Raw genomic sequence first — 15,761 nt, 5'->3', positions numbered from 1 at the left:
TGGGCGGTCCACCGTATTCTCGTAGACCAGCTCGGTGGGGTGGGTGATTCGCCCACGCGACCTTCCTCCTCTACGTGCCGAAACGGACTGACTGCCGATGAGACCAGATCGCCGACGGCCCTGGCTCGGTACCGTCGAGATGCGGACCTACCTGTCTGTCGACCGCGAGTTCGTGCCGATCGAGGAGGCTCCGGTGCCCAAGCACTGGAGCGGGTACGAGGGCGGTGCGGTGCAGCTGGTGATCAACGGGCGCTCGATCATCAGGCCAGAGTCGTGGGACGACATCGAGCCCCTGTGGATGCTCCTGGCCGGCCTGGTCACCGCGATCGGCAAGGGGGCGTCGTACGCCACGGCGTCATTCCCCGACCAGCCGATCCCGGTCGGGATCGCGCTCCAGGCTGACGACCTGGTGGTTGTGGTCTGCGGGCGCGGCCAGCACCGGCGCCGGGCCGTCGCCGACAAGCGCACGTTCTTCGAAGCGTTCTGCCGAGCCGGGATCGACGCGTTCGATCAGTTCGAACGCCTCGGAGGCGGGCAGCACGCGGCTCTGGCCCGTCAGTCCTTGGTGGAGTGCCTGGATGATCTCTACCAGGGCGAATGGCCGAACCTTCGAACGACACCGTGTATTGGTGTGGAGAAGGCCGCAGCAGCTGAGCGAGAAGCGAAGGCGTTCTTCGGTGTTCAAAGGCTCAGCTGGTGACATACCGTCAGCCGTAATTTGGGCATATGCCCCAGTGTCGAAGTGCTCATGCGGCTGAGCGGATCGCTCAAGGAGCGTCTGGTCACCCGCCGCCGACGCTGGAGAACTCGGCGCCTTAATTCCAACCGCAAGGAGTGTAGGTGAAATACATACTGATGGCTCATGTTGAGCCTGACGTCCTGGAAGACGACGAGAGAATTCGTGGATTCGGTGATGGGTGAACTGGCCGATATTGACTTCCCGGATCGACGGTTCCAGCTGTGGGAGTACCGCGTGAGCCACGGTGGTCTCCTCATTCGTAGCCCGAGAGGTCCGAACGAGGCTGCCAACGTGGACCTGGTGTTTGACGGCGTCGAGTTCATCTCATGTCCTCGGTTGATGCGGGGGCTCCGCCTGGACTCCGCGGATGCGAACGACATGCGACGAGTTCGGGATGCCACCGGCCGAGAGATCGGTCCTCGTGATGAAGTCTTCGTGCTTGTGTCGCAGGGATCCCGCCACCTGGTGGTCGCATCGTCACTCCGGACGGACTGGCACAGCCGAGATATCTTCGACAGCCCATTTTCAGGGACCGGTTGACTCCATGATCGGTTGTCAGGATCCGCCGGGTCTCGACCTGCTTGCCGACGCACCTCCGCCGCCCGCCCGGCCCGTCGACGACGTCGCACCGACCGTGTGAGCCACTGGCCCAAGCAAAAATCCAGGGTGAAGCGTCCTTGCGCAACTGCCGATCTGCGTGCGATGTTTACGCAACCATTCGGCATCGGGCTGGCACTGGCCGCTTCGAGGCCTCGGACGGCGGCGCAGCGACGCGCCCCTAGATCGGAGTCCCATGACACGAGCAATCCGGACCGGCGCCCTTGCGGCCGTCGGCCTCCTCACGGCGGCAGTGGCGGTGGTTCCCGGTTCCGCTGTCGCCGCCCCGTCGGTCGGGCCGTCCGGCACCAGCGAGTTCCGCGGGGTCAACTGGGCAGACCCGCGCGACAACTACGCGGACGACGAGGTCGTGCCCTCCGGTCTGAGCACGGAGGACGACTACCTCACGACGTACGACAAGGCGACCGACATCGTCCTCGAGCTTCGGCACGAGACGCGCGCCAACACCGTGCGGCTGCCGATCAACACCTCGAGCGTCGGCACCGAGTGGTGGGACTCGTACCAGGGCGCCATCGACTCCGCCACGGACCACGGGTTCAAGGTCATCCTCAGCTACTGGGAGGCGGACAACGCCAAGGACGGCCGGGCTGACGACCCCGCCGCCTTCGACGCGATGTGGGACACGGTCGTGGCGGAGTACGGGCAGAACCCCAAGGTGTACTTCGAGCCCATGAACGAGCCGTTCGGTTACTCGCTCGACGCGTGGGTTGACCTGACCGCTGGATGGCTCGACGACCACGACGACGTGCCCCGCGGTCGCGTGATCATCTCGGGGACGGGCTACAACGACAACGTCACCGGTGTCGGCGCGGCCGAGGAGCTGAAGGGGACGCTGCTCTCGCTGCACTTCTACGGGTTCTGGGCCAACCACACGACCGAGGAGGAGTGGAAGGCAAACCTGCTCCCGCGCCTCGGCGAGTACGGCTGGCGCACGGTCGTCAGCGAGGCCGGCTCGCCGATGACGACGGGCCTCAACTACGGCAACCACGAGGGCGACGTCTACACCTCGTACCTCGGCGCGCTGACGGAGGTCGCAAGGGACCAGGGCATCGGGATCGTCTACTGGCCCGGCCTGCGCACTGGTGACGCCTACACGCTGACCGAGTTCGTCGGCGACGGCGACCTCGAGGTCACCAACGCCTCGGGGCTGTCCCAGATCCAGTGGGGCTGGAAGCTGCTCAAGAACGAGGTCCTGAACGACCTGCCGCCCGCCCCGCCAGGCGAGCCGCTCGTCAGCGTCCACCACAACGTGTGCGTCGACGTGCCCGGCTTCTCGACGACGGCCGGCACGGGGCTCGGCCTCTGGTACTGCAACGGGGGCGGCAACCAGTCGTTCAACTGGACCGCGGACAAGCAGCTCACGGTCTACGGCGACATGTGCGTCGCGCCGAGCGGCGCGCTCGCCGTCGGTGGCACGCTCGTCATCGCCGACTGCACGGGCACGGCCGAGCAGCAGTGGGAGCTCAACGCCGACGCGACGATCAGCAGCGTCGTCGACCCGAGCCTGTGCTTGGCGACTCCGGCGGACTCCTGGGGACTCATGCTCGCGAGCTGTGACGCGGGCGCCACGACCCAGCAGTGGAAGCGCTCGGCGTAGCGGGACCTGAAGCGGGCGGCTGCGCCGGACCTCCGGCGTAGCCGCCCGCCACGAGAACCGCACCCCAACTAGCCTTGGGCCCGTCAGCCGGCGTCCTGGCTGAGCAGCTCCCGCAGGGTTTCGGCTTCCTCGGCGCATGCGCCGCATCCGGCCAGGTGGGCCTTCATGGCGGGGTCCTCGTAGTGCGGGTCCGCGATCTTGCGCTCGACGTACTCGTCGATCTGGGCGAAGCAGTCGTCGCACGACAGGTACGGGCTCGTGTCAACGAGCAGGCTGCTGATCGTCGTGGGGCTCAGGCCGCGAGCTGAATCTGTCATGGGGTGCTCCGGTTGGGGCGGGCGTCGATATAGCCACCGTCGATGAGTGCGGCGCGCAGCCGACGGCGGGCGTCGTGCAGGGTCTTGTAGAGGGCGTTGCGGGTGCTGCCGAGCCGGTCGGCCAGGACGTCGATCGGCACGTCCTCCACCAGCAGAGCCAGCACCACGCGCCGTTGGTGCGGTGTGAGCTCGCCGGCGATCGCGGCCTGGACGGCACGGGCGAGCTGTGCGGCCTCGCTGTGTGCTTCCGGAGCCGGCGACCGGTCCGCGACGAGGGCCAGTGTGTCGGGCAGGGGAACCTCACGGTGCCGCCAGGCCTCGCGGCGCACTGCGACACCCGCGTGAAGCACCCCGAACTTGTAGGCCCAGGTGGTGAAGCGGCTTCGTCCCTCGAAGGTGCCGAGCTGGCGCAGCACGGCGACCAGGGCGTCGTTCGCAGCTTGCTGGGCCATGTCCTCGAGGTCTCCCGCACCTGCCCCGGGCAGGAGATCGCGTAGCCGCCAGACCTGGTGCCGGCTGGCCCGCACCAGAAGCTCACGGAGCCGTAGCAGCGCCTGCTGGCCAGCGGGGCCGTCGTCAGTCAGGTCGGCGAGCCACGTGTCATCCGAGGGTGGTGCGGGGGTCACGGCGGGAATCGCCCGGTTGACGGTGGTCACGGTGCCACCACCTCGCGAGGCAGTGGCGCCACTATGCGAACCGCCAGGTCGGGCGGGCAGCCGCGGTCGACCAGCTGCAGGAGGGCATGTAGGTCGAATCGGCCATCGGAAGCGACCGCGTCTGCGACCGCAGCCGGGAACCCGGCCTCGAGCAACCGACAGCGGCGCCACGTCTGGACGTCGACCGGGGGTCCGCTGCTGCATCCGGGTGCAGCCTGCGTCTTGTGCGGGGTCATGTCCTGTTGGTGTCGCCATGACGGCGCCGTCTTACCCCGCCCGGCCCGCGGGGGTAAGAGTCCAGCGGCTGCCGACACCAACATGGTCATGGCCCTCTCGACGACGTCTTCATCGTCACCCGCACCGCTGCGGGTGGTCAACGTCGGTGACGCGGACCTGCGCCAACCCAAGGAGACAGTGATGAGTTCATCGATCCTGACCAGACGCCGCGGCGGCAGCTTCCACTGACCCATGAAGAACGAGAGAGAGGAACTCCCGATGGCCATGAAGACTCCCGCCCCCGGCGCCACCCGAACGACCCTCGGCGCAGAACGCGCCTTCCTGCTGCTGCGTACCGTGTTCACCGTCGCGCCGATCGCCTTCGGCCTGGACAAGTTCGCCGGGCTGCTCACCGACTGGGAGCAGTACCTGGCGCCCTGGATCAACGACCTGGTCCCCGGCACCGCCCATGAGGCGATGATGGCAGTCGGCGTCGTCGAGGTCGTCGCCGGCCTCGTGGTCGCCTTCGCCCCGCGGTTCGGCGGGCCGCTGGTGGCCGCCTGGCTGGCCGGCATCATCGTCAACCTGGTGACCATGGGTGAGTTCTACGACGTCGCGCTGCGCGACTTCGGGCTCCTCGTCGGTGCGCTGGCCCTCACGGCGCTGGCCTGGGGCCGCCGCAAGGCGTCGGCGTGAGCAGCGTCGCGGCGATCTCCGCTGCTCGGGTCACGCCCGCTCGCCCCCGACCGCGCATCACGCATGCGAGGCCGGAGATCGACCCCAGGGCGGCCGAGGAGGCGGCTGCCGACCTCCTCACCGCCCTGGGGATGGACCTCACCGACGAGAACCTCGTCGACACGCCGCGCCGCATGGCAGAAGCGCTGATCGAGATGACCAGCGGGCCGGGCTTCGAGCTCACCACCTTCCCTAACGACGAGGGCTACGACGAGCTCGTGCTGGTCCAGGACATCCCGGTGCAGTCACTGTGCGAGCACCACATGCTGCCGTTCGTCGGCGTCGCCCACGTCGGCTACCTGCCCGGAAGCCGGATCGTGGGCCTGTCGAAGTTCGCCCGCATGGTCGAGCACCATGCCCGCCGACCCCAGACCCAGGAACGGCTCACCAGACGCATCGCCGAACACCTCCAGGATGAGCTGCGGCCCCATGGCGTCGGCGTCGTGATCGAGGCAGAGCACACCTGCATGAGCCTGCGCGGCGCCCGGACCCCTGGTGCCCGCACCTCGACCTCCACCTTTCTCGGCCGGCTGCGCGACGTCCCGGGCAGCCGCGCCGAGTTCCTCGCCCTCACCAGGAGCAAGCCGTGAACATCGTCGTCATCGGAGCCGGACTCACCGGAGCCAACGCTGTCGAGGAGCTGCGCAACCAGGGCTACGCCGGGGACATCACGCTCATCGGCGCTGAACCTCACCTGCCCTACGAGCGACCGCCCCTCTCCAAAGGGCTCCTGCTCGGCACGGCGGAGCCCGGATCCGTCTTCGCCCACGACCACGACTGGTACGCCGACCATCAGGTCGACCTCCGCCTCGGGTCGCCGGTGACCGAGCTGGACCTCGGCCGCCGCCGCGTCGGCGTTACCGGCACCCAGATCGCCTACGACCGCCTCCTGCTGGCCACAGGTGCCTCTCCTCGGCGACTGCCGCTCGCGGAGCCGTCGAACCCGGACGTCGTCTACCTGCGTACCCTCGACGACGCCCTCCGTCTCCGAGCCCGCCTGACCGGCCACATCCTGATCATCGGCGCCGGCTGGATCGGTCTCGAGGTCGCCGCCGCGGCCCGCCAGGCCGACGCAACGGTCACCGTCGTCGAGGCTGGGTCGCTCCCTCTTCTCGGCGTCCTCGGACCCGAGCTCGCACCACTGTTCGTCGGCCTCCACCGCGAGCACGGTGTGGACCTCCGGCTCAGCACGACAGTCGACAGCCTGACCGGAACGCAGGTAGACCTCTCCGACGGGACGCGGATCCACGCCGACACGGTCCTGGTCGGTATCGGCGCCAAGCCCGAGGACCAGCTGGCCGCACAGGCAGGCCTGGCCACCGACAACGGCGTGCTGGTCGACGCACGGCTCCGCACGAGCGACCCCCACGTCTGTGCCGCCGGCGACGTGGCCAACCACGACCACCCCCGGCTCCGGCGCCTCCGCGTCGAACACTGGGACAACGCCATCCAGCAGGGCAAGCACGCCGCCCGCACCATGCTCGGCGACGACACGCCCTACGTCCGCCAGCCGTACTTCTTCACCGACCAGTACGACCTCGGCATGGAGTACGTGGGACACGTCGGCCACGCCGGGTACGACGAGGTGGTCATCCGGGGCGACGCCGACACACGCGTCCTCACTGCCTTCTGGATCCGGGACAACGAGGTCCGGGCCGGCATGCACCTCAACGACTGGGACGCCATCGACCCGATCCGGAGCCTCGTCGAGCAAGGCACAACCGACCTGGACGCGCTGCGCGATCCAGAGGCCGCACTGCCCGTCCCCAGCGGGTAGTGCTCGGGACGTTCACCGCCGGCGCCGGGACCTTCGCCCCTGCTTCACGCATGCCGTTCGGAGGGATGTTGGAACCGGCGCCGCTCACCGCGGATGTCGGCCTCGCACCACCTTTCGAACGGAGCTGTCATGAAAGCCGCAGTCGTCACCGACTTCACCTCCCCGCTGCAGGTCATGGACGTGCCTGTCCCCGAGCCAGGGCCTGGCGAGGTGCTGGTCCGGATCGAGACCAGCGGCCTGTGCCACACCGACATCCACGCCGCCCGCGGTGACTGGCCGGTCAAGCCGACCCCGCCGTTCATCCCGGGGCACGAGGGCGTCGGCCGCATCGAGAGGCTCGGGCAGGACGTGATGGGCCGCACCATCGGCCAGCGCGTCGCGATCGCCTGGCTCGGCAACGCGTGCGGCGAGTGCCGCTACTGCATCGCCGGCTGGGAGACGCTGTGCGAGAAGCAGGCCAACTCCGGCTACTCCGTCAACGGCGCTTTCGCCGAGTACGCCGTCGTGCCCGCCGCGTTCGCCACGCCCGTCCCCGACGGCGTGTCTTCGCTCGACGCCGCACCCCTGAGCTGCGCGGGCGTCACCACCTACAAGGCCATCAAGGTCGCGAACGTCGCACCGGCCGAGACCGTGGCGGTGTTCGGCATCGGCGGGCTCGGCCACCTCGCGCTGCAGTACGCCCGGATCGCCGGCGCGTTCGTCATCGCCGTCGACGTCGAGGACCACAAGCTCGAGCTGGCCACCCGGCTCGGCGCGGACCACGTCGTCAACGCGGCCCGTGAGGACCCTGTCGAGGCCATCCAGCGGCTCGGTGGCGCCGACGTCGCGGTGGCGCTCGCCGCCTCGCCGGCCTCGTTCGACCAGGCGTTCCACTCGCTGCGCCGCGGCGGGCGGCTGGTCTGCGTCGCGCTGCCGGCCGACGGCACGATCGAGCTGCCGATCTTCGACACCGTGCTCAAGGGCATCTCGGTGATCGGCTCCATCGTCGGCACCCGCAACGACCTGGCCGACGTCTTCGCCCTCCACGCGGCCGGCCGCACCGAGGTCGTCGCCGTCGAGCGCAAGCTCGACGACGTCAACGAGTCCATCGCCGAGGTGCTGTCCGGCCAGGTGCCGGCCCGCATCGTCTTCGGCCTCTGACGGTCACCGATCGTCACCGCCGAAGTCGATCAGGTGCCCGACGCCCGGGAGTGACCTGCTGGTCCGCGGGCGTCGGGTCCTTTTCCGGTACTACTCCTCGAATGCGACGTTGCCGCGGCAAGCCTCGCCGGGGCTCGGCACGAAGTCCTTGAAGCCGTGGCTGACCCACTTGCCATAGGTCTGGACGTGCCCGTCCGTGACGAAGTCGTCGTCGAACTCGGGCGGCTGGTTCTCCTCTGCGTCGGGTAGGTCCTGACCCGAGAACGCACACGCCGAGCTCGCCATGTGCGCACCCGGGATCGGTTCGCCCCTGCCGTTGGTCTCGCCTGCTTGTGCCGACATGGCACCGCCCACGGTCAGGCCCGCTGTGACGACGAGCGTCATGATGACACGCTTCATAACACCACCTCCTTGTGGAGAAGGGCGCCCGGGTAGGTTGGTCGAACCCGGCCCGCCCCCCGAGGCTTTCAACGTACGTCTGGGTGGCGACGGGCACAGTCCGGTTAGCAGAGATCACCCGGGCGAACGGCGCGGTGCCCGCGCACCTGGCCGGGGGAAAGCCACTCGTGCAGCCAATCTTCACTCGGGCAGCCAACCTTGGAGGGGAGCTCGTGCTCAGCAACCTCGACCGGATCCGGGACGAGATCGTCGCGCACCAGTCCAACGCCTGGGCGCGCGACGCCGGCTACGAGCCGCTCTACTCGGCGGCGCCCGGCGCCCGGATCGCGCTCATAGGTCAGGCGCCCGGACGGAAGGCCCAGGAGAGCGGCAAGCCGTGGAACGACGCCAGCGGCGTCAGGCTGCGGGCCTGGCTCGGCGTCGACGACGCGCAGTTCTACGACCCCAACCTGTTCGCGATCATCCCCATGGACTTCTACTACCCGGGGAAAGGCGCGTCCGGCGACCTGCCGCCGCGCAAGGACTTCGCCGGGCTGTGGCACCAGCGGATCCTCGCCGAGCTGCCCGGTCTCCAGCTCACGATCCTCGTGGGCGGTTATGCCCAGAAGTACTACCTCGGAGACCGGGCGAAGCCGAGCCTGACCGAGACGGTGCGGGCCTACGCGGAGTACCTGCCGTCGACCATCCCGCTGGTCCACCCGTCGCCGCTCAACTTCCGCTGGCAGTCCAGGAACCCCTGGTTCGAGGTGGAGGTAGTGCCTACGCTGCGGTCACTCGTGGCCGGGGCGCTTGCGGGCTCGTAACGCAAATCCTCTCGCGTCGAAGGTGGCTACGCCTCGACCCCGCTGTAGATTTCGTCGATGCCGACCGAAACACCTCTCTGGCCTGAGCGGCAGGCGCCTCGGCGGCCCTCGTCGTCGGCGCGCGGCAGGTGGGAGCGGCAAGGCATGCGCAAGCGGTGGACGATCGGCATCGTCGCCGTCGCGGTGAGCCTGGTCGTGGCGACCGGTTGCGCGTACGCGCTCGGGCTCTTCGAGCCGGCCACACAGGCCACGGAACGGCCCTCCGCGGTGGCCGACGCGCAGGCCGCTGCCGCCGAGAGCGCGACGCTCCGCGCGGAGCTGACCACCGAGGTGCAGGATGCGCAGGCCGTCCTGAAAAGCCCGGACGGGAAGGCTGCCGAGCAGACCGAGCGCCGGGCACTCGGCGCGGCGATCAAGGACGCGCAAGGCGTGGTGACATCCCTGGGATCGGTGACCTGGTCGCCGTCGGGCACCGAGGAAGAGGCCACCGCCGTGCTGGAGCTCGCCACCACGCTTCACGCGGAGGTACCCGCCGTGCGGAGTGAGCTGCACGACGCGACCAAAGCGGTGGTCGCGTCGGGGCGGCAGGTTCGGCTGGAGCAGGCCGCGTCCGAGGCGCCGGAAGACACTGCGACAGAAGCTGACGCTGCCGGCACCGACCCCGCCGCCAACCCGGCCACCACCCAGGACACCGGCACCGACCCGGCCACCACCCCGGCCGGCACCTGCCCCGAACCGGACCAGGTGTGGTCCGCCGAGAACGGCCATCTGTCGTCGTCGGAGCTCGCGGAGATCCCGTTCGCGCCGGGCCATCACGTGCGTTCGGACGTCGTCGGCGGGCTGGCCGAGCTGAACGCCGCGTACGCTGCCGAGTTCGGAGTGAACCTGACGATCAACTCCTCCTACCGCAGCTACGAGCAGCAGGAGGCGCTGTACGACCCGTCGTCCGACACGGCGGCCCCGCCCGGGTGCTCCAACCATGGCACGGGCCTGGCAGTCGACATCGGAGGGGGCGTGGAGGCCTTCGGGTCGGCCCGGTACGACTGGCTCAGGGCCAACGCCGAACCATACGGCTGGGTCCACCCGCCCTTCGCCGAGCCGACGGGACGCAACCCGGAGCCGTGGCACTGGCAGTCCGTCCTGGCGCCCAACAGCTACTGACGCACCGGACGGAGCCGCCGCGGCTCCGGGCCGCAGCCCTACCGGCTCACCCGAACCGGCTCCCACGCGAACCCGTCCGGGTCCGTGAACTCTCCGAGGTCGCTGTTCACCGCGAGCCGGTGCGAGCCTGTTCCCTCCGGCGGCACCCCGGCGTCCTTGGCCAGCGCGGCGCGCTTGTACAGCCCGAACCCGATCGGGCTGGACCCCATCTTGAAGTCGACGTAGGAGCCGAAGCTCTTGCCCACGGTCAGGCCGCGCTCCACGTAGAACTTCTTGCTCGCCGAAACGTCTGTGGCGCCGATCAGGAGCACGATCTCGTCGATCTGCCGGGAGGCCGGGCCGGTGTCCTTCTTGGCGGAGGTTGCGACCTTCCAGATGGTTCCGTCGGGCGCCTGGACCGCGCCGCCGTGGCCCCACATGGACTTGGCCACGGGCTTGAGGACGGTGGCGCCGGCGTCGACCGCGGCGTCGAACAGGGCGTGGACGTCGGCCGGCTGGGAGGCGATGACGGAAAGGTGGAATCCGCGGAACCCGCTGGTGGGCGCGTCGGTCTCGCGGAGGTGGAGCCTGTCGCCCAGGTCGAAGGCGGCGTCGTAGAAGGAACGTGCGGTGCTGAGGTCGGTCACCTCGAGGGTGACGGAGTCGATGTTTGCCATGCCCACCACGCTAGATTCCGCGCGGCACGGAGTGCTTCTCGATTCCTGACCGACTCGCGCAGTAGCCTCCTGCCGTGCCCTACGCACCGGAGCTGCTCGACTGGTTGCTCGACAGTGACCCAGCGCTGCGCTGGCAGGTCGAACGCGACCTCGTCGGCGCGCCGGAGGAGACATGGCGGGCAACCCGGGCCCGCGTCGCGACGGAGGGATTCGGGGCGCGGCTGCTCGCGCTGCAGGATCCCGACGGGCAGTGGGCCGGCGGGGCATTCTTTCCGGCCGGCTACCAGGGCGACGACGAGGGCCAGCCCTGGACCGCGACGACGTGGTCGCTCACCACCCTCCGCGACTGGGGCCTCGATGCAGCCGCGCTGGCCGGCACGGCCGAGCTCATTGCCGCGAACTCCCGCTGGGAGTACGACGACCTGCCCTACTGGGGCGGCGAGGTCGACTGCTGCATCAACAGCTACACGCTCGCCAACGGCGCGTGGCTGGGCGTGGACGTCTCAGGAATCGCCCGGTGGTTCGTGGATCACCGCCTGCCCGACGGCGGGTGGAACTGCGAATGGGTCGAGGGCTCGACGCGCTCGTCGTTCCACTCGACCCTCAACTCCCTGAAGGGCCTCCTGTACTACGAGGCCGCGACCGGCGGCAGCGATGCCCCCCGGGCGGCCCGTCACGCCGGCGAGGAGTACCTCCTGGAGCGCCGGCTGCTCCGCACCCTGTCGACGGGCGACCTCGTCGGCCCGTGGGCGACCCGGTTCGGATACCCGTTCCGGTGGGGATACAGCGCGCTGAACGCCGTCGACTACTTCCGGGGGGCAACGCTGCACGACGGCGTCGGGCCGGATCCCCGGCTTGCCGACGCGATCGAGGTGATCCGCGCCGCCCGTCGCCCGGATGGCACCTGGCTGCAGGAGGGTCGCCATCCGGGGCGGGTGTGGTTCGAGGTGGACGTGCCGCCCGGCGAGCCGTCCAAGTGGCTCAGCTTCTACGGCACGCGTGTGCTCGACTGGTGGGACGGGGCGACCGGCGCGTAGCCGTCGCCGCGGGCGCTAGCCGACGGCGGCGGCGTCGGCGCGGACGGAGCCCGCCACCGCCAGGCACGTGATCGCCGCCGCGGCCGACCACGCCTGCGGCCGGCACGCTGCCGGGTAGGGCGTGGGCACGCCGGCGCGGGTCGCCGGATCTCCCGAGTGGAGCTCGGGGACGCGGTAGTCGAAGCCCTCCGCCGCCGCGAGCAGCCCGGCCGCTGCCCGCTCGGCGTGCTCGGCGAGGCCCGCCCGGAGCATGCCGTGCACCGAGATCGCGGTGTCGTGCGTCCAGACGCTGCCGCCGTGGTACGACAGCGGCCAGTACCCGGCCGCGCCGGTGGACATCGTGCGGATGCCGAAACCGGTCGACATCGTCGGGCCGAGCAGCAGGTCGGCGACGTGCCGCTCGGCCGCGGCATCCAGGATGCCGGTGCCGAGCAGGTGCCCGATGTTGCTGGTGAGGGTGTCGACGGCGCGCTTGCTCCGGTCCAGCGCGACCGCGGGATACCGGCCCTCTGGGGTCTCGACCCAGTACGCCTGCGCGAACCGTGCGCGCAGGTCGGCGGCCCAGGCGCGGAGCGCGGCCGGGCGCAGGGAGCCTGAAGCCGCGGGGTCTGATGCCGCCGGGTCGAACGCCTCGAGGAGATCCGCGCCCGCGAGCGCGGCCTCGTAGGCGTAGCCCTGGACCTCGCAGAGGGCGATCGGCCCCTCGGCGAAGGTGCCGTCTCGCCACTGGACCGAGTCGCCCGAGTCCTTCCAGCCCTGGTTGGCCAGTCCCTGCCCGGAGCGGTCGATGTAGTCGATGAACCCGTCGCCGTCGCTGTCACCGTGCTCGAGCAGCCACGTCAGGGCCCCGCGCAGGGCGGGCAGAAGGGCGGTCACATCGTCGTCGGGCATACCGGCGCGCCACGCGTCGGCGAGGAGACACACCCACAGGGGGGTGGAGTCGACGCTGCCGTAGTACAGAGGCGGTAGGACGACGCCGGCGCCCGGGATCTCCAGTGGCGTCGCGCGCAGCTCGTGCAGGATCTTGCCCGGCTCCTGGGCGGTCGCGGCGTCGTCCGCGGTGCCCTGGAGGCGCGCCAGAACGCGCAGGGTGGAGGCTGCGATCCCGGTGTCGAGCGGGAGCGCCAGCCGGGCAGCCCACAGGGCGTCGCGGCCGAACAGCGTGAAGAACCATGGCGCGCCGGCGGCGAAGACGTCGTCGGCCGGGTGGTCGGGGAGGGTGAGCCGCAGTGCGTCGAGGTCGTCGAGCGCGGTCGAGAGCCAGTGGCCGAGGCGGGGGTCGGCGCTGGACGGGACGTCTGCCCGGCGCATGCCGGACCAGGTGCCGTCCGCGCCCCGCACGACCAGGGTGTCGTCGTGCAGGGCGAGCGACCAGACCGCCTCCGCCTCGCCGCGTGCCGGGACGTCGAGCGGCCAGGACGCCTCTATCGCACCCTGCGCGGTGGTGGTCACCGTCGCGCCCTCGGCCGTCAGCGTGAACGACCGGCCGCCGGACCGTGCAGTCGCCGAGCCGGGCGCCACGATGACATCGACCTCTCCCGCGCCATCGGTGGCGCCGCCAGGTGCCGCGAGCCCCGCCTTGACGTCGTGCAGCGACGTGAAGTCGGGGACGAGCCGCAGGCGCAGGGTCACGCGTGCGCCCTCGGCGCGGTGCGATCGCACCGTCCACGCCTCGGCCACTGAGCCGTCGGCGACGCGGCGCTCGCGCACCAGACGCACCTTGGGATCGGCCTGAGCGCCGTCGACCGCGCGCAACAGGCCGCCGAACACGACGCGCGAGGCGCCCTCCGGGGCGACCGAGATGTACTCGACCGCAGACTCGGCACACTCCAGGGCCAGGCGCCGCAAGTGCCGGACGTCGCCGTGGTAGACGCCGTCGATCGGAGCGCCGCCGAGGTCGCCGTCGCGGCCCGACCACACCTGGGTCGGGGCACGCAGCGCGATGACGGCGTCGCTGAGCAGTGGCTGCAGCGGCGTGGTGCGCTCGGTGGAGGGGGTCGTTCCCTTGCTCATTCCTTGACGGCTCCTTGGCTGGTGTTCATGATGCGCCGCTGGAACACGAAGAACACGACCGCTACGGGAACGGTCATGATCGCCGCTGCGGCGAGCTTGATGGGGTACTGGCTGCCCTGGCTGAGCTGGCCGCTCGCGAGCGACGCGACCCCCTTGGTGAGGGTGGTCAGCGAGGGGGACTGGGCGGAGACGATGAAGTGGCTCAGCTCGTTCCACGACCCCTGGAACGACAGGATCACGATGGTGACGAGCGCGGGTCGTGCCATGGGCAGCACCACGGACCAGAAGATCCGGAACGTGCCCGCCCCGTCGATGCGCGCCTGCTCCTCCACCGAGGTGGGAATCGACTCGAAGAAGTTCTTCATGATGAACACGCCCGCCGCGTCGACCAGCAGCGGCAGGACCATGCCCGCGTACGAGTCGTAGATGCCGAGCTGGTTGATGACGAGGAACTTGGGGATCAGGAGCACGACGGTCGGCACGGCCATGACGGCGACGAGCGCCGCGTAGACCACGCCGCGCCCCCGGAACCGCAGTCGGGCCAGCGCATAGCCCGCCAGCGAGTCGAAGAACACCCGCCCGGCGGTCACGAGCACCGTCACGACGGCGGAGTTGGCGAACCACACCGGGAAGTCGGACCGGAGGAACAGGCGCCCGTAGGCGGCCCAGGTCAGGGGGTCCGGGATCAGCGAGACGGGGTCGGCTGCGGCGTCGGCCTCCGTCTTGACCGACGTCGCCAGCTGGACGAGGAACGGGTAGACGTAGACCAGCGCCAGGAGGATCAGCAGGGCGTAGAGCCCGGTCTGCCAGGCGAGCTCCTTGCGCGGCAGCCGCCGCGTGGTGCGGTTCATCGCCGCTCCCGGAGGATCCAGCGCTGCAGGATCGTCATCAGCACGATGATGACGAACAGGATGAACGCGATGGCCGCGCCCCGGCCCCACTCCTGGGACAGGAACGCCGACTGGTAGCTGAGGTAGGCGGGCGTCAGGGTCGTCTTGCCCGGGCCGCCCTGCGTGCCGGTGTAGATCTGGTCGAAGACCTGCCAGGTGCCGATCAGGCCCAGGGTGAGGACCGTGAAGAGCGTGGGCCGCAGCTGGGGGAGCGTGATGCGCCAGAACCGCTGCCAGCCGTTCGCGCCGTCCATCATGGCGGCCTCGTCGACGTCGGGGCCGAGGTTCTGCAGGCCCGCGATGAAGAGCAGCATGAACGTGCCGCTCGTCGTGAAGACCGCCATGATCACGAACGCCGACATCGCCACCGAGGGACCGGCCAGCCAGTCCCACCAGGTCACGCCGAGGAGCCCGTGCTGGGTCAGGGCGTCGGGGCCGGACTGGACACCGAGCGCGCCCAGCAGGTTGTGCAGGACGCCGCTCGGGTCGTTGAACCAGTTCGGCCCGGTGATGCCTAGGCGCGCGAGGACCGCGTTGACGACGCCCGACGTCGAGAAGAGGAACAGCCACAGCACCGTGATCGCCACCGAGCTCGTGACCGACGGGAAGTAGAACGCCGTACGGAAGACGCCGCGGCCCCGCAGTACGGCGCGGTTCACGAGCACCGCGAGGAACAGGGACAGTGCGGTCTGGAGCGGGACGACCAGCAGCACGTACCAGGCGTTGTTGCGCAGCGCGACGCCGAAGTCGCGCTCGGCGAGCCCGCCGTCGGTGGTCACCGCCGCGTAGTTGTCCAGCCCCACGAATCCGACGTCGGACGACAGGGGGCTGCCGCGCCCCGACCAGTCCGAGAAGCTGACCCACAGCGCCATCAGGACGGGGACCAGCATGAACACACCCAGGATCAGCAGCACGGGGAGCGTGAAGATCCAGCCGGTGACGGCCTCGCCGTCCCGGATCCCGCGAGGGGAGCCGGCACGACGGGGCGTCGCAACGAGAGCAGCCAT

Annotated in this window: 17 protein-coding genes; 10 read left to right on the top strand and 7 right to left on the bottom strand. The window is 70.1% G+C overall.

The features are described 5' to 3' along the window. Positions 1–97 precede the first annotated feature (97 nt). The 3 genes from IE250_RS03280 to IE250_RS03270 all read left to right on the top strand — a co-directional run bounded on the left by IE250_RS03280 (position 98) and on the right by IE250_RS03270 (position 2,954). A complete protein-coding gene (locus IE250_RS03280) occupies positions 98–700 on the top strand; it encodes a hypothetical protein (protein WP_189667805.1) in 603 nt (200 codons plus the stop codon). Between the two features lie 162 nt (positions 701–862). Next, entirely contained in the window at positions 863–1,279 is a 417-nt protein-coding gene (locus IE250_RS03275) for a hypothetical protein (protein WP_189667804.1), read from the top strand. 253 nt (positions 1,280–1,532) lie between these two features. Beyond that, positions 1,533–2,954, top strand: coding sequence for a ricin-type beta-trefoil lectin domain protein (locus IE250_RS03270; RefSeq protein WP_189667803.1), 1,422 nt, complete (start codon positions 1,533–1,535; stop codon positions 2,952–2,954). Between the two features lie 83 nt (positions 2,955–3,037). Here the strand turns inward: IE250_RS03270 and IE250_RS03265 are convergent, their stop codons facing one another. Then, the gene (locus IE250_RS03265) at positions 3,038–3,271 is read right to left on the bottom strand and encodes an anti-sigma factor (protein WP_189667802.1); all 234 of its coding nucleotides are present in this window, start codon (positions 3,269–3,271) and stop codon (positions 3,038–3,040) included. Continuing rightward, complete coding sequence (locus IE250_RS03260; RefSeq protein ID WP_189667801.1) at positions 3,268–3,927, bottom strand: RNA polymerase sigma factor; 660 nt, start codon at positions 3,925–3,927, stop codon at positions 3,268–3,270. Before IE250_RS03260 ends, IE250_RS03265 begins: the two co-directional genes overlap by 4 nt. A gap of 495 nt (positions 3,928–4,422) precedes the next feature. Between IE250_RS03260 and IE250_RS03255 the strand changes: the two genes are divergently transcribed. The 4 genes from IE250_RS03255 (at position 4,423) to IE250_RS03240 (ending at position 7,795) form a co-directional block, all read left to right on the top strand. Then, the gene (locus tag IE250_RS03255; protein ID WP_189667800.1) at positions 4,423–4,839 is read left to right on the top strand and encodes a hypothetical protein; all 417 of its coding nucleotides are present in this window, start codon (positions 4,423–4,425) and stop codon (positions 4,837–4,839) included. Continuing rightward, a complete protein-coding gene (gene folE, locus IE250_RS03250; RefSeq protein ID WP_189667799.1) occupies positions 4,836–5,468 on the top strand; it encodes a GTP cyclohydrolase I FolE in 633 nt (210 codons plus the stop codon). Before IE250_RS03255 ends, folE begins: the two co-directional genes overlap by 4 nt. Further along, complete coding sequence (locus IE250_RS03245) at positions 5,465–6,655, top strand: NAD(P)/FAD-dependent oxidoreductase (RefSeq protein WP_189667798.1); 1,191 nt, start codon at positions 5,465–5,467, stop codon at positions 6,653–6,655. Before folE ends, IE250_RS03245 begins: the two co-directional genes overlap by 4 nt. A gap of 129 nt (positions 6,656–6,784) precedes the next feature. Next, a complete protein-coding gene (locus IE250_RS03240; protein ID WP_189667797.1) occupies positions 6,785–7,795 on the top strand; it encodes a zinc-dependent alcohol dehydrogenase in 1,011 nt (336 codons plus the stop codon). 90 nt (positions 7,796–7,885) lie between these two features. On the opposite strand, the gene IE250_RS03235 is transcribed toward IE250_RS03240, so the two are convergent. Further along, positions 7,886–8,194, bottom strand: coding sequence for a hypothetical protein (locus IE250_RS03235; protein WP_189667796.1), 309 nt, complete (start codon positions 8,192–8,194; stop codon positions 7,886–7,888). Between the two features lie 212 nt (positions 8,195–8,406). Here IE250_RS03235 and IE250_RS03230 point away from each other — a divergent pair, with 212 nt between their 5' ends. Continuing rightward, entirely contained in the window at positions 8,407–8,997 is a 591-nt protein-coding gene (locus tag IE250_RS03230) for a uracil-DNA glycosylase family protein (RefSeq protein WP_189667795.1), read from the top strand. 144 nt (positions 8,998–9,141) lie between these two features. Further along, positions 9,142–10,158 (top strand): M15 family metallopeptidase, encoded by a 1,017-nt coding sequence (locus tag IE250_RS03225; RefSeq protein WP_189667794.1) that lies wholly within the window; start codon positions 9,142–9,144, stop codon positions 10,156–10,158. Between the two features lie 38 nt (positions 10,159–10,196). On the opposite strand, the gene IE250_RS03220 is transcribed toward IE250_RS03225, so the two are convergent. Beyond that, positions 10,197–10,814 (bottom strand): VOC family protein, encoded by a 618-nt coding sequence (locus IE250_RS03220; protein ID WP_189667793.1) that lies wholly within the window; start codon positions 10,812–10,814, stop codon positions 10,197–10,199. 74 nt (positions 10,815–10,888) lie between these two features. Between IE250_RS03220 and IE250_RS03215 the strand changes: the two genes are divergently transcribed. After that, positions 10,889–11,851, top strand: a complete 963-nt coding sequence (locus IE250_RS03215) for a squalene cyclase (RefSeq protein ID WP_229872095.1) — start codon at positions 10,889–10,891, stop codon at positions 11,849–11,851. Between the two features lie 15 nt (positions 11,852–11,866). Here the strand turns inward: IE250_RS03215 and IE250_RS03210 are convergent, their stop codons facing one another. The 3 genes from IE250_RS03210 to IE250_RS03200 are packed head-to-tail and all read right to left on the bottom strand — an operon-like array spanning position 11,867 to position 15,761. Continuing rightward, positions 11,867–13,864 (bottom strand): glycogen debranching N-terminal domain-containing protein, encoded by a 1,998-nt coding sequence (locus IE250_RS03210; RefSeq protein WP_189667792.1) that lies wholly within the window; start codon positions 13,862–13,864, stop codon positions 11,867–11,869. Further along, positions 13,861–14,715 (bottom strand): carbohydrate ABC transporter permease, encoded by an 855-nt coding sequence (locus tag IE250_RS03205; RefSeq protein ID WP_189667791.1) that lies wholly within the window; start codon positions 14,713–14,715, stop codon positions 13,861–13,863. Before IE250_RS03205 ends, IE250_RS03210 begins: the two co-directional genes overlap by 4 nt. Further along, positions 14,712–15,761 carry a carbohydrate ABC transporter permease gene (locus tag IE250_RS03200; protein WP_189667790.1) on the bottom strand — a complete coding sequence of 350 codons (1,050 nt, stop codon included), beginning with the start codon at positions 15,759–15,761 and terminating at the stop codon, positions 14,712–14,714. The genes IE250_RS03205 and IE250_RS03200 overlap by 4 nt, the downstream gene beginning before the upstream one ends.

The organism is Promicromonospora soli (assembly GCF_014653785.1).
Lineage (GTDB): Bacteria > Actinomycetota > Actinomycetes > Actinomycetales > Cellulomonadaceae > Promicromonospora > Promicromonospora soli.
This window is presented reverse-complemented; position numbering and strand designations above follow the sequence as displayed.